This is a genomic window from Nitrospirillum guanabarense (genome assembly GCF_034653355.1).
In the GTDB taxonomy this organism is placed as follows: Bacteria; Pseudomonadota; Alphaproteobacteria; order Azospirillales; family Azospirillaceae; genus Nitrospirillum.
In genome coordinates, this window is record NZ_JAYEER010000004.1 from 548,045 (window position 1) to 564,579 (window position 16,535).

Sequence of the window (16,535 nt, forward strand, 5' to 3'; positions counted from 1 at the left end):
GGTCCCCATACAGTCAGGCGCGCGCCGCGTCCCGGTAATCTCCGGGCGCTGCATTGTAATGGCGTTTGAAGGCGCGGCTGAACGCGCTTTCCGATTCATAGCCCACGCGGGCCGCCGTTTCCGCCAGCGACAGGCCCTCCGCCACCAGATGGCGCACGGCCAGGACCATGCGCACCTGGGCCAGGAAGGCCAGGGGGGCGGGGGCGCCGGCGGCGCGGAAGGCGCGCACAAGGCTGGCGCGGGATAGATGGGCCTGGTCCGCCAAGTCGTCCAGGGTCCAGGGCCGGGCGGGGTCCCGCACCAGGGCCGCCACCACGCGCGCGGTCGCCGGGCGGGCCAGCAGGCCCGCCACCTCCGTGCCCTCGCCGTGATCCTCCAGGTGCCCGCGCAGGATCATGGTGAACAGGGCGCGGGCGAGGTCGGTGGCGATGGCACGGGCGCCGGCGCGCGGGGTGGCCACCTCGTCCCGGATGGTCTCCACCAGCCGGGCCAGGCGCCGCCCGCCGCCGCGCAGGTGCACCGCCTCCGGCAACAGGGCCAGCAGCGGGTTGTCGGCCACGCGCTCGAAGGCGAATTGCCCGCAGATCAGGTCTAGGGCGGGGGAGGCCTCGCCGGACAGGTCGCTGGTGCGCCGCACCTCCACCACGCCGTTGTCGTGACGCTCCAGTCTTGTTGTGGCGCCGGCCGGCGCGCCGGCGGTGCGCACCGTGTGCCGCGCGCCGTGGGGCAACAACAGGACATCGCCATCGGTCAGGTCCAGGGTCCGGTCCAGGTCGGGCAACAGCACGTGGGCCTTGCCCGCCGTGACGATGTGGAAGGGCGCCAGACCGAAGGCTTCCCGCCCGTGCGGGGCCGACCAGCCGGGGCCGAACAGGCAGTGCCGCTCCACCTGCGGGCGCACCTGGATCAGGGGTGCCAGCGTGCTCAGCACGTCGTTGCGATCGTCGTCCATCGACTTTGCTTCACCCAGCCAACGTTGATCCTGCCGGTCATCACCTCGATCCGCCCGGGCATTCAGCGGCGGGCGGCCCGGCGCTACCGTTCACTCATCGAAACGCACCGCGGACGCTGCCTTCAACCGACGGCACCCCGCGCATTGAAGGGAAGCGGATCATGATGCTCGATTGGAACCAGTATCGTCAGCAGATTGGTGCCGGCGTTGGCGCCTATGCCAAGCTCAGCCCCGACACGGTGAAGGGCTACGTCACCATCAGCGGCGCCGGCCAGCATACCAACCACCTGGATGCCAAGACCCGCGAGCTGATCGCCCTGGCCGTGGCCGTGAGCGTCAAGTGCGACGGCTGTATCACCGTTCACACCGACGCCGCCATCAAGAATGGCGCGACCAAGGAGGAAATCGCCGAGGCCCTGGGCGTGGCCGTGGCCATCGGCGCCGGGGCGGCCCTGGTCTATACCACCCGGGTCATGGACGCCTACGACAGCCACCCGTCCAACGCGGGCTGACGCGGGCGGCGGCGCTTTTCCAAACGGCGTGGGAGCGATCCCGCGCCGTTTTGACGTCTGGAGCTTCAAAACGGCAACAGGCCCTGGCCTTGCCGCATGGTCTTGGGCAGCGCCTCGGCCGCCAGTTCCTCGGCCGCCTCCTGCAACAGCACCTCGTCCGCCCGGCCGCCCACCATGACGCGGCCGATCTCCAGCAGCACGGGCACGGCCAGGGGGGAGATGCGGTCCAGGGCCATGTGGCGGATGCGCCCCTTCACGCGGGCCAGCATGTCGGCCAGGCGGCGCACGTCCGTCAGACCGGCGGCGGCCTCGGCGCGGGTGGCCTGCAGCAGCAGGTGGCCGGGATCGTGGCGGCGCAGCACGTCGTAGATCAGGTCGGCGCTGACCGTCATCTGGCGCTTGGTCTTCTCCTCGCCCGGATGGCGGCGCTCCAGCGTGCCGGCGATGGTGGCCACGGTCTGGAAGGTTCGGCGCAGCATGCTGGACTCGTCCATCCATTCCTCCAGGTCATCGCCCAGCATGTCCTCCGCGAACAGGGCATCCATGTCGGTGGCGGTGCTCAGCGACCAGATGGCCAGCACATAGTCGGTGGCGACGAAGCCCAGCGGGTGCAGGCCCAGCCGTTCCATGCGGCGGGTCAGCAGCATGCCCAGGGTCTGGTGGGCGTTTCGGCCCTCGAAGGTGTAGGCCACCAGGAACTCCTTGCCGCCGCGCGGGAAGGTTTCCACCAGCAGGCCGGTGCGATCGGGCAGGGCCGAGACATAGCGCTGGACGCGCAGCCACTCCGCCACCTCCGCCGGCAGGTCGCGCCATTGGCCGGGGTCGGCCAGCATGGCGCGCACCCGGTCGGCCAGGTGGGTGGTCAGGGGCAGGCGGCCGCCGGCATAGACCGGCACCTTGGGCTGGCCCTGGCCGCCCTTGACCACGATGGCGGCGTTATCGCGCATGCCGACGAAGCGCAGTAGCTGGCCGCCGAAGATGAAGGTGTCGCCCGGCACCAGGCCCTGGATGAAATATTCCTCCACATCGCCGATGGAGCCGCCATTGGACATGCGGACCTTGACCGTCGGCTCCTCCACGATGGTGCCGACGTTCAGGCGGTACTGCCGCGCCACTTGGTAATTGGCCAGCTGCCATAGCCCGTCCTCCCGCCGGCGCAGGCGCTGGAAGCGTTCGTAGGCGCGCAGGGCGTAGCCGCCGGTGGCGACGAAGTCCATGACCTGCTCGAACCGCTCCCACGTCAGGTGGGCGTAAGGCGCGCAGCTGGTGACCTCGGCGAACAGGTGCCGGGCGTCGAAGGGGCCGGCGCAGGCGGTACCCACCACATGCTGGGCCAGCACCTCCAGCCCGCCGGGGCGCGGCGGGTCGCCGTCCAGGGTGCCGGCGCGCACGGCGTCGATGGCGGCCTTGCACTCCAGCACCTCGAACCGGTTGGCGGGAACGAGAAGGGCGCGGGAGGTGAGGTCGATGCGGTGGTTGGCGCGGCCGATGCGCTGCAGCAGGCGGCTGACGCCCTTGGGCGCGCCGATCTGGACCACCAGGTCCACCGCCGCCCAGTCTATGCCCAGGTCCAGGGAACTGGTGGCGACCACGGCGCGCAGGGCGCCCCGGGCCATCGCCGCCTCCACCTTGCGGCGCTGTTCGGTTGACAGGCTGCCGTGGTGCAGGGCGATGGGCAGGGCGTCGGCGTTCACCCGCCACAGCTCCTGGAACACCAGCTCCGCCTGGGCCCGGGTGTTGACGAAGATCAGGGTGGTACCGCAGGCCTTCACCTGCTCATACACGTCCGGCATGGTCTGCAGGGCCATGTGCCCGCCCCAGGGGATCTCCATGGTCAGCAGGATGCCCACCTCCGCCGGGGCGCCGGGGGCGCCGCGCACGATGCCAACGGGCGTGGTGGGGGCCACCGGATGGTGGGGCAGGGCCAGGTAGTCGGCCAGGGCCTGGGGATGGGCCACGGTGGCGGACAGGCCCACCCGGCGGGCGTGGGGCGCCAGGCTGGCCAGCCGCGCCAGGTGCAGGGCCAGCAGGTCGCCGCGCTTGCTGCCGGCCAGGGCGTGCAGCTCATCCACGATGACGGTGCGCAGGGTGCCGAACAGCGTCGCCGCCTCGGGATACGACAGCAGCAGCGCCAGGCTTTCCACCGTGGTCATCAGGATCTGCGGCGGGTGGGCACGCTGGCGGCGGCGTTTGGCCTCCGGCGTGTCGCCCGTGCGCGTTTCCACCCGGATGGGCAGGCGCAGCTCCGCCACCGGCTGTTCCAGGTTGCGGGCGATATCCACCGCCAGCGCCTTGAGGGGGGAGATGTAGAGGGTGTGCAGCCCCTCGCGCGGGCGTTCCGACAGGTCGATCAGGCTGGGCAGGAAGCCCGCCAGCGTCTTGCCGCCGCCGGTGGGGGCGATCAGCAGCGTATGCTCACCCCGTTGGGCGGCGCGCAGCATCTCCAGCTGATGGGCGTGCGGCGTCCAGCCGCGATGGGCGAACCACCCCGCGATGTTGGCGGGCAACAGCTCTGGATCTGGCCCTGGAACAGAGATTGGCGCGACAGGCGGCATGCCCTCAGGATATATGAGGTTCAGGCCCGGCGCCCAAGAGGATGCCGCCGGCCCCATGTACGAATAATGGGATGAAGTCCGACATGACCGAGCAGAAGGGCGGCCCGCTGGGGCTGATTTGCGCCATCCCGGAGGAAATCGCCCATTTCGGCGCGCATTTCCAGGTGGAGGGGACGCGCGACATCGCCGGCTTCACCTTCCAGCAGGGCAGCATGGATGGCCGCCAAGTGGTGCTGGTGGAGGCGGGAATCGGCAAGGTCAACGCGGCGATCGTCTCCACCCTGCTGCTGCAGGTCTTCGGCGCCCGCGCCCTGCTGTTCTCCGGCGTGGCCGGCGGCGTGGATCCGGATTTGGCCATCGGCGACGTGGTGGTGGCCACCCGCCTGGTGCAGCATGATTACGGCGCGCTGGCGAACGGCGAGCTGAAGGTCTACCAGCCGGGGGTGCCGCCCTTGCCGGGCTTCGACGAGGCCCATGGCTATGAGCTGGATCAGGGACTGGAAGCCAGGGCGCGGGCGGCCTTGGACGGCTTGACGCTGCCCGCCCTGTCGGCGGAAGCCACGGGCGGCGCGGCGCGGGTGCCTGGCATCCATTTCGGAACCGTGCTGACGGGGGACCAGTTCCTGAACTGCGAAACCTCGCGTGACCGGCTGTTCCGCACCTTCGCGGCCCAGGCGGTGGAGATGGAGGGCGCGTCGGTGGCCCAGGTGGCGACGCGCTGGGGCGTGCCTTACCTGGTGGTGCGCAGCCTGAGCGACCTGGCCGGCGCGGACAGCCACATGGATTTCCCCGCCTTCTGCCGGGCGGCGGCGGCCGGTGCGGCCGAGCTGATCCGGCGGCTGGCGGCGGTACTGTAACGCGTGCCCGGCGACTGAGGGCATCAAGACAACGGGGGCGGGCATGCTGGACTACTGCGTGATCAAGGGAGAGGTGGCGGCGGCCATCAAGGCCGGGCGCGCCGTCGTGGCCTTGGAATCCACCGTGATCAGCCATGGACTGCCCTACCCCGCCAATATCGAGGCGGCCAAGGCCATGGAGGCGACGGTGCGGGCCAACGGCGCCGTGCCCGCCACCATCGCCATCCTGGACGGCCGCATCCGCATCGGCCTGGAGGCGGAGGATTTCGAGCGCCTGGCCGCCGGCGGCATCCGGAAAGTGAGCCGCCGCGACCTGCCGCTGGTGCTGGCGGCCGGCGGCGATGGCGCCACCACCGTCGCCGCGACCATGATCGCCGCGCGCCTGGCCGGCATTTCCGTCTTCGCCACCGGTGGCATCGGCGGCGTGCACCGGGGAGCCGAGACCACCCTGGACATCTCCGCCGACCTGGAGGAACTGGCCCGCACCGACGTGGCCGTGGTCTGCGCCGGCGCCAAGGCCATCCTGGATCTGCCCAAGACGCTGGAGTACCTGGAGACGCGGGGCGTGCCGGTGGTCGGCTACGGCACCGATAACTTCCCCGCCTTCTACACCGCCAACTGCAACCTGCCGGTCGACAGCCGCTGTGACTCGGCGGATGATGTGGCCCGCATCCTGCGCGCCAAATGGCAGCTGGGCCTGAGCGGTGGCGCCATCATCGCCGTGCCCATCCCGGAAGAGGCGGCCCTGGATGCCGAGGCGATCGAGCAGGCCATCCGCCTGGCGGTGGCGGAGGCCGAGGGGCAAGGCGTGCGCGGCAAGGAGCTGACGCCCTTCCTGCTGTCCCGCCTGGAACAGCTGACAGAAGGCGCCAGCCTGGTGGCCAACCGCGCCCTGCTGCTGAACAACGCGGCTGTCGCGGCGCAAATCGCCGTCGCCTACGCCACTCTGCGCCAGGAAACGGCATTGCCGCGCCGCCCGCCCGGCAAGCGGGCCTTATACTGATGGCGGCGGGCATCCATCCGCTCGTTTCGCGGCCCGCCACGCTCCCTGCGGGCTATCCGTTACGCCCAGGGCGGTAGTTCACCGCCTCACGCCGTGAAGATCAACGAGCGGTGGGCCGCCGTGCCGGCCATGGTGCCGCTGGCCACCGCCAGGGCTACCGAGCCCGCCAGTCGGGCCGCGTCGCCGCAGGCGAGGACGCCGGGCATGCTGGTCTGTTGCATGGCGTCCACCCGGATGCACTGGCCCAGCGGCCCTTCCTCGATATCCACGCCCAGTTCGGCGGCCAGCGGGCCGGTGATGCGGGTTTGGGCCAGGGTGAAGACGCCGGCCAGGGGCACGGTGCGGCCATCGGCCAGGCGCAGGTCGGCACCCTCGCCGAAGAAGCCGGCCACGGGCGTGCGCTCCACCCTCACGCCACGCCGGGCCAGATCCGTCAGCTCGGCGGCACTGGGCTCGACGGCGCCGTTCAGGAACAGGGTGGTGGGGCCCCAGTCGGGCAGCATCTGGGCGTGGTGCAGGGACATGGGCCCGGTGGCCAGCACGCCGATGGGGCCCTGGTCCAGCTCATAGCCATGGCAATAGGGGCAGTGGAAGACATGGCGGCCCCAGCGCTCCGCCAGGCCCGGCACCTCGGGCAGGGTGTCGGTGACGCCGCCGGCCAGGATCAGGCGTCTGGCCGCGACGGCGGGGCCGCCGGTGGTTTCCACCACAAAGCCCTGCTCGTCTCCGGTCACGCCGGTGGCCAGCCCCTCACGGATCTCCACGGTGGCGTAGCGCGTCAGCTGCGCGCGCGCCGTGGCGATGATCTGGCCGGGGGGCACGCCGTCCTGGCCCAGGAAGCCATGGGAGGTTGCGGCGTGACGGTTGCGGCGCTGGCCGGCGTCGACCACCAGCACGCGGCGGCGGGCGCGGCCCAGTTGCAGGGCCGCTGAGAGGCCGGCGAAACTGCCGCCGATGATCAGGACATCGTAACGCATGACGGGATAACGCATGACGGGCCTCCGGCAAATGAAACGTAACTTTGACTATTACGATTCTGCCCGGCCAGTCAAGGGCATGAAACTGTGACAGTTGCGAATAGGGCCGACGGTCGTTAGGCTGGGCCGTCACCAGGAAAGGTCAGGGGTTTTGAGCAGGGATTCACGTCTGGCGCGCATGGCGCATGTCCTGGTCCACATGGCCTACCACGACGGGGCGGCCACGTCGGACACCATCGCGCGCATGCTGAACACCAACCCGGTGGTGGTGCGCCGGACCATGGCGGGCCTGCGCGACCGGGGCTATGTCACGTCGGGAAAGGGGCCGCGCGGCGGCTGGCGCTTGACACGGCCCTTGGAGGATTTGACCCTGCTGGACGTGCACCAGGCGCTGGAGACGGCGTCAGTCTTCACCATCGGCCCCACCGCCGACCATGCGGAATGCCCGGTGGAGCATCTGGCCAATCGGGCCATCGCGGGCGCCATGGCCCAGGCCAGCGCCGCGCTGGAAGCGGCGCTGGCGCGGGTGCGCCTGTCCGACATCCTGGCGGAAGGGCAGGCGCTGCGGGTGGCGATGGACCAGGGCCGCCCCCATCGGTGCCCCGACACCGCCGTGGTTGAGGCTCAGTAAGCCGCCACCGGCCCCCGGCGGCGCAGGTGGCTGACCAGGCCGCCCAGGCCCATCAGCAGGAGGCCGAACTTCACCAGCCCGCCCACGAAGGGGATCAGCTGCAGCACCGCCAGAATCAGCACCACCAGGGCGTAGCGGCGGATGCGGTCGCCCGGGCTGACCGGCGGGCCGCGGCGCTGCGTCACCATGTCGGCCAGGGCGAAGCCGGCCAGCGGCATGGCCACCATCAGCGCCAGGATGTAGGCGAAGCCCAGCACCAGGGCCACGGGGATGCCGATGATGGTGATCAGGAAGACCAGGGAGACCAGCGGCACACCGACCAGCAGCACCAGGCCCTTGACCGCCGCCGGGCCGGGGTCGCCGGCGATCCCGGCGGCCACGTTGGTCACGGCGCCCGGGAACAGGATGTAGAGCACGGCGCCCACCAGCAGCATGCCAACGCCGAAGCTGATCATGCCGATGCCGCCGAACCAGGGCATCCAGATGTGCCAGCCGCTGTGGTGGTGGCCCCGGTTGTCGGTGTCGCCGTCCTCGTCGGCCTCCTCATGGTGGCGGCGATGGCGTTCCATGCCGTCGCCCTTGTATTGCACCTTGCCCTCGATATGGGCGCCCGCCGGCACCTCCAGGGCATGGCCGCCGCTGAAGGTGACGTCGCCCATGATGTGGGCGCCCGGCTGCAGGATCAGCTTGCCCGACGTGGCGTCGATGTCGCCCATGACGGTGCCGGCCACGGTCAGCTCACCGCCCTTGACCGCCACGTCGCCCGCCACCGTGCCGTTCAGCGTTACCTCGCCGCCCAGCAGGGTGGCGTCGCCGGACACGACGGACCCCTTCTGCATGTCGATGGAGCCCGCCACCAGCACCACGTCGCCGCCCACCTGGCCCGACAGGGTGGTGCTGCCCGACACCACCACCAGGCTGTCGGCCACCGTGCCGCTGATCGTGGCGGTGGAGCTGATCAGGATGGCGCTGCCGGCCACCGTGCTGTTGAGCTGGACGTTGCGCCCCAAGGCGATGACGGTATCATCGGCCGTCTGATCGACGGTGATGTTGCGCCCCGTGTACCAAGCGGCGTCGGCCGGAGCCGGCGTTACCGCCGTCAACCCGGCCAGCAAGACGGCGGCCAGCGCCGCCCGAATTCCCCGCACCATGATATCCCCGCGTTGACTCAAATCCCTTCGCTCGCGCGACGGGCCTTCTCCCGCGGCCACTTTCCCTGGAACCGCGCCCAGGGGCAAGGGCCGCCCGCGCGGGCGGGCAAGGGGCCATTATGACGGGGTGATGACGGAAGCCGGCGCCGGGGGGACACAAAAATCACCGCGCCGTCAGCAGCCCGCTGCCTTCCTCCGCCAAGGGGCGGTCGCCGGCGATGCTGGTGATGATGGCGCCGGCGGCGGTGTAGCGCTGTTCCGCCCGGGCCCAGACGATGCCGGGGGTGCGGGCGCGGGCGGGGTGGCGGGTGCCGGTGACGGGATCCACCACTTCGGCCACCGTCTGGCCCACGGTGACGGTGTCGCCCAGGGCCACGGTGTAGAGTACCGCGCCGGCCGCGGGTGCCCGCACCCGGTCCACCCCGGCCAGGGGCGTCGCCTGGCAGGCGGGGGCGGGCAGGACGCCCGCGTCGCCGGCCAGAAGGCCGCGCCGGGTCAGGACGCGCACCAGCGCGTCGGCGTCGGCGGCGGCCAGGGCATCGTCCACGTCGCGGCGGCCGCGCAGCTCGATGGTGGTGGCCAGGCAGGCGGCGGGCAGGGGCGGCACCGTGCCCGACAGGCCGGCGGTCAGGCGGTTGCGCAGGCGCCACCACAGGCCGGAACAGGCCTCGTCGAACGGGTTGCCGCCCGACTCCAGCGCCAGGAACACGGCGCGGCAGCCCAGTTCCGCCATCACGTCGCCGGCGTCGGGCCAGGATTCGGTGCCGGTATAGGCGTGGACCAGGGCTTCGCTGTCGCAATGCAGGTCCAGCACCAGGTCGGCGTCGATGGCCAGGCCCATCAGGATCTTGCGCAGGCTGTCGGCCTCGGTCGCCGTCTCCCACGCCGCGATGGCGGCCAGGGCGGCGCGGCGCACCAGCGCGACGTTGGCGGCGGCGTCAGGGCCCAGGCGGCCCAGCACCGCGTCGGCCACGGGGGCGGCCAGGTCGGGGAAATCGCGGTTGAAGTTGACGCCGCTGCTGAGGGCGAAGCGGCCGATGGCCGTGCCCAGCACCGCTTGCGACAGGCCGATGGGGTTGGCGTAGGGCACCAGGACGATGTCGCCCCGCACGCGGCCTTCCGCGTCCGCCGCCTTGAGGCGGGCCAGCAGGTGCTGGGCCACCAGCAGCCCGGGGATCTCGTCGGCGTGCAGGGCCGCCTGGATGTAGGCTTTGGGGCGCGGGGCGCCCGCGTCGACGGTTGCCGGGCCGAAGCGATGGACCATCACGACGCGGTGGGTGCCGGGAAAACCATGGTCCAGGGTGATCTCTTCGGTGGTCAGCGGCATTCCGGCATCCGCAGGGGTGGGGGCCCAAAAGGCGACCGCCGGATGGGGGCCATCCGGCGGTCGGCACTATACCTGAAAGAACGTGACGCTTTCAGGCTTTAGGCGTCCTCGGCTTCCCGAACGTCGCCGCCCAGGGCTTTCAGCAGATCGAAGGCGCGGCGGCGGATGGCGCCGTCCGGCACCCGATAGTAGGCGCGCACCAGCTCCAGCGTTTCACGCCGGGCCATGGTCTCGCCTTCCTCGCTGCCCAGCGCGATGCGCGTGGCCTGTTCGGTGGCCGGCAGGTCTTCGAAGAAGTACCCGACGGGCACGCCCAGCACCTGGGAAAGGTTGAACAGCCGGCTGGCGCTGATGCGGTTCATGCCCCGCTCGTACTTTTGCAGCTGCTGGAACGTGATGCCCACGGCCTCACCCAGGATTTCCTGGCTCAGACCCAGCAAAGTACGGCGCAAGCGCAAGCGATTGCCGACATGGATATCGATAGGATTGGGACCCTCGCCACGCTTGGAAAGTGAGTACGCGGACGCAAGGGCACCGGTCACAGAGCTCTTTTGAGCACCCATTTGTATTGACCTCGATTTAACAACTGCCGCCCCTCATTTATCGCAGAATCGTCCCCGGCAAAAGGATTTATCTGAGGATGCGGCAGTTGAGGCCAATGCATGACAAATTTGTAATCGTTATTGTTGGTTAACGCGCCATTTGCCCACTGAATTGGCAATGATTTGCGGTCAACCCCCGCGTGTGCGTCCATCCAGGGTCAACAGGGGCGCATAAAGCTCCGGCCGCCGATCGCGGAACACCCCCCAGGAGGAGCGGATCCGCGCGATTTCGTCCAAGTCGAAGGTGGCGGTCAGCACCGTCTCCTCCTCGCGATTCGCCTCCGCCACCTTCTCGCCCTTGGGCCCGGCGATGAAGGAGGAACCGTAGAAGGTGATGGCGCGGTCGTCGTCCGGTTCGGTGCCCACGCGGTTGCTGGCCACCAGCGGCACCAGGTTGGCGCCGGCGTGGCCCTGCATCACCCGCTGCCAGTGGTCGCGGCTGTCCAGGGTGGGGTCCTGCGGCTCCGACCCGATGGCGGTGGGGTAGAACAGGATCTCCGCGCCCTGCAGGGCCATGACGCGCGCGGCTTCCGGGAACCACTGGTCCCAGCAGATGGCCGTGCCGATGGTGGCGTAGCGGGTCTTGTAGACCTGGAAGCCGGTGTCGCCGGGGCTGAAGTAGAATTTCTCCTGATAGCCGGGGCCATCGGGGATGTGGCTCTTGCGGTAGATGCCCAGGATGCCGCCGTCGGCGTCGATCATGGCCAGGGAATTGAAGTACGCGTTGCCCGCCCGCTCGAAAAAGCTGGTGGGCAGGACGACCCGCAGCTCCCGCGCCAGGGCCGTGAAGCGTGTCAGCACGGGATGGCCCTCCGCCGGGGCGGCGTGGGCGAAGTGCGCGGCCTTCTGGTTGATGCAGAAGTAGGGCGTCTCAAACAGTTCCTGCGGCAGGATGATCTGGGCGCCTTCGGCCGCGGCGCGGCGCACCAGCGCCTCCACCCGGTCGATGTTGCCCTCCTTGTTCCAGTCGCACCACGTCTGGGTGGCCGCCACCGTCACCTGTCGCATCCCACTTCCTCCCTCAGCAGCCGATCCTGAACCGGGCCCATCATAACCGTCTTCGTGACAGGCACTAGCGCGCCGTCGCGCCATAGATGGTGCGGGATTGACCTGGTTCCAGCGTATGGCCAATTCGCAGACGGGGCGCATGGTCGGCGGGGCGGGGGCCGGGCGCCGCGACGATCGGCCCCGCCCTTCCCGGACTACCGGGATAGGGTGGGCTTATTCGTCGTCGTCGTCGATCTGGGCGGGCATGGCGGCGCCGTCCAGGATGGCGCCTTCCAGCAGGGCGCCGCGCAGATTGGCGTCGATCAGGTTGGCGCCCGACAGATCGGCGCCACGCAGATCGGCGCCCGACAGGTTGGCACTGCGCAGGTTGGCGCGCTGCAGGCTGGCCTTCAGCAGCAGGGCGTCGGCCAGGTTGGCGGGCCACAGCCGGCCGATGGGGCGGCCATCCGGCCCCTTGATGTCGACGGATCCGATCTCCGCCCCGTCCAGTTTGGCGCCCGTCAGGTCGGCGCCGCGCAGGCTGACGCCGTCCAGGGTGGCGCTGGTCAGGTCGGCGCCGCGCAGGTCGGCCCCGGCCAGGTCGGACATGATGAACATGGAATCGCGCAGCTTGGCGCCCACCATCTTGGCGCTCTTCAGGTCGGCGCCGCTGAGGTTCACGCCCTTCAGGTCGATGTGGCTCAGGTCCTCGGCCGCCAGTTCCGCCCGGATGCCCTTGGCGCCGTTGCTGAGGATCCAGGTGCGGTGGTGGCCCAGCGCCTTCTGGATCTTCTCCGAGAAGTTTTCCGAACCGCGGGCCAGGTTGGCGCCGGTGGTGTCCACGCCCGTCAGGTCCACGCCGTCCAGGTTGGCGCCCGTGAGGTCGGCGTTCATGAGGATGGCGCCGGCCAGGGTGGCGCCGGTCAGCCGGCAGTCCCGCAGCACGGCGCCGGTCAGGTTGCTGCCCGACAGGTTGACGCCGCGCATGTCGCAATTGGTGAAGTTGGCGGACTTCAGCACCGACTTGGCCAGGTTGCAGCCCGACAGCTGCGCGCCTGAGCAGTCGGCCCCCACCATGCTGGTCTCGCTGAGGTCCGCGCCGGCGAGGTTGGCGCTGGACAGCAGGGCGTCGTCCATGTCGGCGCCGCGCAGGTCGGACTGCTGCATGCTGACCTGGCCGGGACCCCGGCGGTCCAGCAGCGCGCCGCCGCGTAAATCGGCCTCGCGCAGGATGGCTCCCTTCAGGCGGGCGCCGCGCATGTGGGCGCCGCGCAGGTCGGCGCGGTACAGGTTCGCGTTGATCAGCACGGCGCGGGTCAGCTTGGCGGCGAACAGGTCGGCCATGCTGAGGTTGGCGGTGGTGAAGTCGCAGCCCGTGAGGTTGGCGCCCGACAGCTTGGCCGATTGCAGGTTCATGCCGACGAAGCTGGCGCCCTGCAGGTCGACCAGGGGCAGCATGGCGCGCGCGCCGCCGGTCTTCCGTTTCAGCCAGCGGTCGTGCTTTTCCAGTACGGCGATCAGTTCGTGCGGTGTCATGCCCCGAACGGGCCCCTCAGCAGCGATCACAAATTTGCGGGCAGTCTGTATTTCTTTTGGACTGGTTACAACTAAACATCCTATCCCTTTGCTAAGAAAACATTGACGCTGCCGGCACATTCGACAAGCTAGGACGTGAATCTGCGCCCGGGATGCGGGTAAAGGGGTGGCGGGCCCCGGGCAGAATCGGGGGCCGTGATCCTTTAAGATCATGCGCGGCCCCCTTCCGGAGATGCCGCCGTTTACCGGTTTAAGGAACAAGAGCCAATGTCGACCGGCCATATCGTGGCGTCCTATGATGAGGAACTGGCCCAGCTGCACCGTGCCATCACGGACATGGGACGGTTGGCCTCCAGCCAGCTGGGCCGGGCGCTGAAGGCGACGCTGGAACGTGACGGCGACCTTGCCACCGCCGTCATGGCCGATGACGCCCAGGTTGACGCCCTGGAACAGCGGATCGAGAATCAGACGCTGAAGCTGCTGGCGCTGCGGGCTCCGGTGGGCCGCGACCTGCGCGAGGTGGTGGCGGCGCTGAAAATCGCCAACAACTTGGAACGCATCGGCGACTTCGCCGCCAATGTGGCCAAGCGCTCCCTCGCCCTGAACCAGATGCCGGAGGTGGAGCTGACGCGCTCCCTGCGCCGCATCGGCGACGCCGCCAACGACATGCTCACCCGGGTGGTGACGGCCTATGCGGACGGCGACGCGGCGGCGGCGCTGGCCGTGCGCGAGGCGGACAACGAGGTGGACCTCGCCTACACCGCCCTGTTCCGCGAGTTGCTGACCTATATGATGGAAGCGCCGCAGCGCATCACCGCCTGCACCCACCTGATGTTCGCGGCCAAGAACCTGGAGCGCATCGGCGACCACGCCACCAACATCGCCGAGACGCTTTGCTTCCAGGTGCTGGGGCAGGCCCCCGGCGAGGAACGCGTGAAGGGCGACGACAGCGCGCTGACCATCGTCACGCCTGGGACATGATTCTCGTGGGGCCGCGAAAACCCGGCACGGGGTTTGCTTAGGTTGTGGTGACCGCCGGATGGCGGCCCACGGTCTGAATCGAGCCGCCAGAGATGAACCGCCCCATGTCCCGCGCCGCCCTCCGGTCCCGCCTCTCTTCCCATCTCCGCGCCCTGCCCGTGGCGGCGCTTGGCGGCCTGGCGCTGGCGGGCGGCCTGGTGTCCGGCTGTTCGGAACGCCCGGTGGCGGCGGCCTTCCTGACATCGCCGCAATACAAGATGGAGACGGTGGCCCATTGGGTCATCGTGGCCAACGACGTGGCCTCGGCAGTTTCCGCCTATCTGCAGCAGCAGACGGGGCAAAAACCGCCGGTGCAGATCTATCTGATCCGGCATAGCGACACGACCTTCGCCGACGCTTTCCAGCAGGCGCTGACCACGGCTTTCGTCCAGAACGGCCATGCCGTGGCCATGGAGCCCAAGCCCGACGTGGTGGCGGTGGCCATCGACGCCAACGCCATCGCCCATCCCAAGTTCACCAACGCCAACCATACCGTGCCCGGCCCACTGACGGCGATCGGCGCGGGCGTGGCCGTGGGTAAGGTCATGCTGGACGCCATGCCCTGGGGCATCACGGCCGCCGCGGCCGGCCTGGCCCTGGATGCCGGCCGCGCCACGGTGGACGAGACCTCCACCGAGCTGATGCTGACCGTCTCCATCAGCCGGGACGGCTACTACATCTATCGCTCGCAGGCGGTCTATTACGTGAATGACGACGCGCTGGCCGAATACGTCGGCGGCCCCGGCACCCACTACCGCAGCTTCAACGACGTGCCCGAGGGCAATGTCGGGCTGGACCTGGGCCACAAGCCATACGTGATTCGCTGACGCTGGCCGCCCGGCGCTTGAGGGCGCAAAAACTGGTGCCGGCTGCGAGACTTGAACTCGCGACCTACCGCTTACAAGGCGGTTGCTCTACCAACTGAGCTAAGCCGGCATCCCCAGAGGGCGTCCCGGAAAGGCCGGGGCGCCGAACGCGGGCAGACCTTAGCGTCGCCGCGCGACCTCGTAAAGCGCCACGGCGGCGGCGTTGGACACATTCAGGCTGCCGATGGGCGGCTGGGTCGGCAGATGGGCCAGCGCGTCGCAGCGTTCCATGGTCAGGCGGCGCAGGCCGTCGCCCTCCGAGCCCATGACCATGGCCACGCGGCCGGGGAAGTCCAGCGCGTGCAGGGGCTTGGGGCCCGATTCGGCCAGGCCGACGCAGAAGAAGCCGTCGTCCCGCAGCTCGGTCAGGGCACGGGACAGGTTGGTCACCCGCACCAGCGGCACCACCTCCAGCGCGCCTGAGGCGGTCTTGGCCAGCACGCCCGTCACTTCCGGCGCGTGCCGGTCCTGAACGATGACGGCCTTGGCGCCGAAGGCGGCGGCGGAGCGGAGAATCGCGCCCACGTTGTGCGGGTCGGTCACCTGGTCCAGCACCACCACCATGTCCGCCTCGCCGCAGGCGCGGGCGACGTCGGCGATGTCCAGCTCGGGCAGGGGGGCGGCGTCCAGCACCAGGCCCTGGTGCACGGCGCCGGCCGGCAGCAGGCGGTCCAGCGCCTCCCGCTCCACCACCGTGGGCTCGGGCCGGGTCAGGCCGGCGGCGGCGGCCTGGGCGAAGGCCCCGGTCATCAGCTCCAGGCCCGCCGGCGTGGCCAGCAGGGCCTTGCAGCGCCGCTCGGGATTGGTCCAGGCGGCCACGACCGGATGCTGGCCATAGAGCATCCCGGGCTTGGGCGACGTTTTGGGGGCGGCGGGCTTCCTGCCGCCGCGCGGCTCGCCACGCCCCTCGCCCCGCGCCTCATGCGCGCGGGCGCGCTCGCCATCGGAAGGGGCGGCGCCCCCCCTGGGCGTGCCGGAGGGCGCGCCAGGGCGGCCGCCCTGGCGGGGCGGGCGGGGGGAATTGGGGGAGGAGGGACCGTTGCCGCCGGTGCGGGAAGGGCCCTGGTTTGAAAATCCAGATCGCTTCATGATGCCATCCTTAGCGCCAAGCGGTGCAGGGTTGCCACTGCTTTCCGTGGGGCATGGCACGGTTGCCGCCAAGTCTTTTCGTTCGACCAACATTTCCCCGTTGACAGGAGGGGGTCGAAACGCCTACCCACCTGTCCACCGTTTTCGACCCCGGTCGGACACGCGGCGCACGGAAGGGTGGCCGAGTGGTTAAAGGCAGCAGACTGTAAATCTGCCCGCGTTAGCGTACGTAGGTTCGAATCCTACCCCTTCCACCATCTTGCCGGTAAAACCGCCCCCCAGCAGATGAGGGGTGGGTTTACTGGCTCCCCGCGTGCGCGAAGCAGTTCCGGGGTGTGGGGCGGCAGAGACTTAGGCGGGTGTAGCTCAATGGTAGAGCAGAAGCCTTCCAAGCTTACGACGGGGGTTCGATTCCCCTCACCCGCTCCAGTACGCAGCTCCACGCGAAATCCTAAAGCTTAACTTCAGAC

The 16,535-nt window shown here is 69.8% G+C and carries 15 protein-coding genes and 3 tRNA genes; 8 read left to right on the forward strand and 10 right to left on the reverse strand.

Annotation, left to right across the window (positions count from 1 at the left end; genetic code table 11):
- Positions 1 to 13: 13 nt before the first annotated feature.
- Positions 14 to 952, reverse strand: a complete 939-nt coding sequence (locus UAA55_RS20525; protein WP_322955029.1) for an AraC family transcriptional regulator — start codon at positions 950 to 952, stop codon at positions 14 to 16.
- A gap of 161 nt (positions 953 to 1,113) precedes the next feature.
- Between UAA55_RS20525 and UAA55_RS20530 the strand changes: the two genes are divergently transcribed.
- Complete coding sequence (locus UAA55_RS20530) at positions 1,114 to 1,464, forward strand: carboxymuconolactone decarboxylase family protein (RefSeq protein ID WP_416235213.1); 351 nt, start codon at positions 1,114 to 1,116, stop codon at positions 1,462 to 1,464.
- Between the two features lie 65 nt (positions 1,465 to 1,529).
- On the opposite strand, the gene UAA55_RS20535 is transcribed toward UAA55_RS20530, so the two are convergent.
- Positions 1,530 to 4,019, reverse strand: a complete 2,490-nt coding sequence (locus tag UAA55_RS20535; protein WP_322955031.1) for a ligase-associated DNA damage response DEXH box helicase — start codon at positions 4,017 to 4,019, stop codon at positions 1,530 to 1,532.
- A gap of 83 nt (positions 4,020 to 4,102) precedes the next feature.
- On the opposite strand from UAA55_RS20535, the gene UAA55_RS20540 reads away from it, so the two are divergent.
- On the forward strand, positions 4,103 to 4,876 hold the full coding sequence (locus tag UAA55_RS20540) for a 5'-methylthioadenosine/adenosylhomocysteine nucleosidase (RefSeq protein ID WP_322955032.1): 774 nt from the start codon (positions 4,103 to 4,105) through the stop codon (positions 4,874 to 4,876).
- A 43-nt stretch (positions 4,877 to 4,919) separates the two neighbouring features.
- Positions 4,920 to 5,879, forward strand: coding sequence for a pseudouridine-5'-phosphate glycosidase (locus UAA55_RS20545; protein ID WP_322955034.1), 960 nt, complete (start codon positions 4,920 to 4,922; stop codon positions 5,877 to 5,879).
- Between the two features lie 86 nt (positions 5,880 to 5,965).
- Here UAA55_RS20545 and UAA55_RS20550 read toward each other — a convergent pair whose 3' ends face one another.
- Complete coding sequence (locus UAA55_RS20550; RefSeq protein ID WP_322955035.1) at positions 5,966 to 6,871, reverse strand: NAD(P)/FAD-dependent oxidoreductase; 906 nt, start codon at positions 6,869 to 6,871, stop codon at positions 5,966 to 5,968.
- A gap of 136 nt (positions 6,872 to 7,007) precedes the next feature.
- Here UAA55_RS20550 and UAA55_RS20555 point away from each other — a divergent pair, with 136 nt between their 5' ends.
- Positions 7,008 to 7,487 (forward strand): RrF2 family transcriptional regulator, encoded by a 480-nt coding sequence (locus tag UAA55_RS20555; protein ID WP_322955037.1) that lies wholly within the window; start codon positions 7,008 to 7,010, stop codon positions 7,485 to 7,487.
- On the opposite strand, the gene UAA55_RS20560 is transcribed toward UAA55_RS20555, so the two are convergent.
- From UAA55_RS20560 to UAA55_RS20580, 5 genes are all read right to left on the reverse strand, one after another.
- Positions 7,481 to 8,638: a bactofilin family protein gene (locus tag UAA55_RS20560; RefSeq protein ID WP_322955039.1), complete on the reverse strand. Its 1,158-nt coding sequence runs from the start codon at positions 8,636 to 8,638 to the stop codon at positions 7,481 to 7,483. The two genes, UAA55_RS20555 and UAA55_RS20560, sit on opposite strands and share 7 nt — an antisense overlap.
- Positions 8,639 to 8,801: 163 nt before the next feature.
- Positions 8,802 to 9,965 (reverse strand): succinylglutamate desuccinylase/aspartoacylase family protein, encoded by a 1,164-nt coding sequence (locus UAA55_RS20565; RefSeq protein ID WP_322955041.1) that lies wholly within the window; start codon positions 9,963 to 9,965, stop codon positions 8,802 to 8,804.
- A 98-nt stretch (positions 9,966 to 10,063) separates the two neighbouring features.
- Positions 10,064 to 10,528: a helix-turn-helix domain-containing protein gene (locus UAA55_RS20570; RefSeq protein WP_322955043.1), complete on the reverse strand. Its 465-nt coding sequence runs from the start codon at positions 10,526 to 10,528 to the stop codon at positions 10,064 to 10,066.
- Positions 10,529 to 10,696: 168 nt separating this feature from the next.
- A complete protein-coding gene (gene aguB, locus UAA55_RS20575) occupies positions 10,697 to 11,575 on the reverse strand; it encodes an N-carbamoylputrescine amidase (protein WP_322955044.1) in 879 nt (292 codons plus the stop codon).
- 213 nt (positions 11,576 to 11,788) lie between these two features.
- Positions 11,789 to 13,090, reverse strand: a complete 1,302-nt coding sequence (locus UAA55_RS20580; RefSeq protein WP_322955046.1) for a pentapeptide repeat-containing protein — start codon at positions 13,088 to 13,090, stop codon at positions 11,789 to 11,791.
- 267 nt (positions 13,091 to 13,357) lie between these two features.
- On the opposite strand from UAA55_RS20580, the gene phoU reads away from it, so the two are divergent.
- Together phoU and UAA55_RS20590 are read left to right on the forward strand one after the other, a co-directional pair.
- Entirely contained in the window at positions 13,358 to 14,071 is a 714-nt protein-coding gene (gene phoU / locus UAA55_RS20585) for a phosphate signaling complex protein PhoU (protein WP_322955047.1), read from the forward strand.
- 104 nt (positions 14,072 to 14,175) lie between these two features.
- Positions 14,176 to 14,937, forward strand: a complete 762-nt coding sequence (locus tag UAA55_RS20590) for a hypothetical protein (RefSeq protein ID WP_322955048.1) — start codon at positions 14,176 to 14,178, stop codon at positions 14,935 to 14,937.
- A gap of 33 nt (positions 14,938 to 14,970) precedes the next feature.
- Here the strand turns inward: UAA55_RS20590 and UAA55_RS20595 are convergent.
- Both UAA55_RS20595 and rlmB read right to left on the reverse strand, forming a co-directional pair.
- A tRNA-Thr gene (locus UAA55_RS20595) sits at positions 14,971 to 15,046 on the reverse strand.
- A 50-nt stretch (positions 15,047 to 15,096) separates the two neighbouring features.
- Positions 15,097 to 16,065 carry a 23S rRNA (guanosine(2251)-2'-O)-methyltransferase RlmB gene (gene rlmB, locus UAA55_RS20600; protein ID WP_322955049.1) on the reverse strand — a complete coding sequence of 323 codons (969 nt, stop codon included), beginning with the start codon at positions 16,063 to 16,065 and terminating at the stop codon, positions 15,097 to 15,099.
- Between the two features lie 171 nt (positions 16,066 to 16,236).
- Between rlmB and UAA55_RS20605 the strand changes: the two genes are divergently transcribed.
- Together UAA55_RS20605 and UAA55_RS20610 are read left to right on the forward strand one after the other, a co-directional pair.
- Positions 16,237 to 16,322, forward strand: a tRNA-Tyr gene (locus UAA55_RS20605).
- Positions 16,323 to 16,420: 98 nt separating this feature from the next.
- A tRNA-Gly gene (locus tag UAA55_RS20610) sits at positions 16,421 to 16,494 on the forward strand.
- Positions 16,495 to 16,535 lie beyond the last annotated feature (41 nt).

Bases quoted from the DNA above. Each gene is read 5' to 3' on its own strand.
- UAA55_RS20525 (WP_322955029.1), bottom strand. From the start codon at position 952: ATGGACGACGATCGCAACGACGTGCTGAGCACGCTGGCACCCCTGATC.
- UAA55_RS20530 (WP_416235213.1), top strand. From the start codon at position 1,114: ATGATGCTCGATTGGAACCAGTATCGTCAGCAGATTGGTGCCGGCGTT.
- UAA55_RS20535 (WP_322955031.1), bottom strand. From the start codon at position 4,019: ATGCCGCCTGTCGCGCCAATCTCTGTTCCAGGGCCAGATCCAGAGCTG.
- UAA55_RS20550 (WP_322955035.1), bottom strand. From the start codon at position 6,871: ATGCGTTATCCCGTCATGCGTTACGATGTCCTGATCATCGGCGGCAGT.
- UAA55_RS20580 (WP_322955046.1), bottom strand. From the start codon at position 13,090: ATGACACCGCACGAACTGATCGCCGTACTGGAAAAGCACGACCGCTGG.
- phoU (WP_322955047.1), top strand. From the start codon at position 13,358: ATGTCGACCGGCCATATCGTGGCGTCCTATGATGAGGAACTGGCCCAG.
- UAA55_RS20540 (WP_322955032.1), top strand. From the start codon at position 4,103: ATGACCGAGCAGAAGGGCGGCCCGCTGGGGCTGATTTGCGCCATCCCG.
- UAA55_RS20590 (WP_322955048.1), top strand. From the start codon at position 14,176: ATGTCCCGCGCCGCCCTCCGGTCCCGCCTCTCTTCCCATCTCCGCGCC.
- UAA55_RS20545 (WP_322955034.1), top strand. From the start codon at position 4,920: ATGCTGGACTACTGCGTGATCAAGGGAGAGGTGGCGGCGGCCATCAAG.
- aguB (WP_322955044.1), bottom strand. From the start codon at position 11,575: ATGCGACAGGTGACGGTGGCGGCCACCCAGACGTGGTGCGACTGGAAC.
- UAA55_RS20565 (WP_322955041.1), bottom strand. From the start codon at position 9,965: ATGCCGCTGACCACCGAAGAGATCACCCTGGACCATGGTTTTCCCGGC.
- UAA55_RS20570 (WP_322955043.1), bottom strand. From the start codon at position 10,528: ATGGGTGCTCAAAAGAGCTCTGTGACCGGTGCCCTTGCGTCCGCGTAC.
- UAA55_RS20560 (WP_322955039.1), bottom strand. From the start codon at position 8,638: ATGGTGCGGGGAATTCGGGCGGCGCTGGCCGCCGTCTTGCTGGCCGGG.
- rlmB (WP_322955049.1), bottom strand. From the start codon at position 16,065: ATGAAGCGATCTGGATTTTCAAACCAGGGCCCTTCCCGCACCGGCGGC.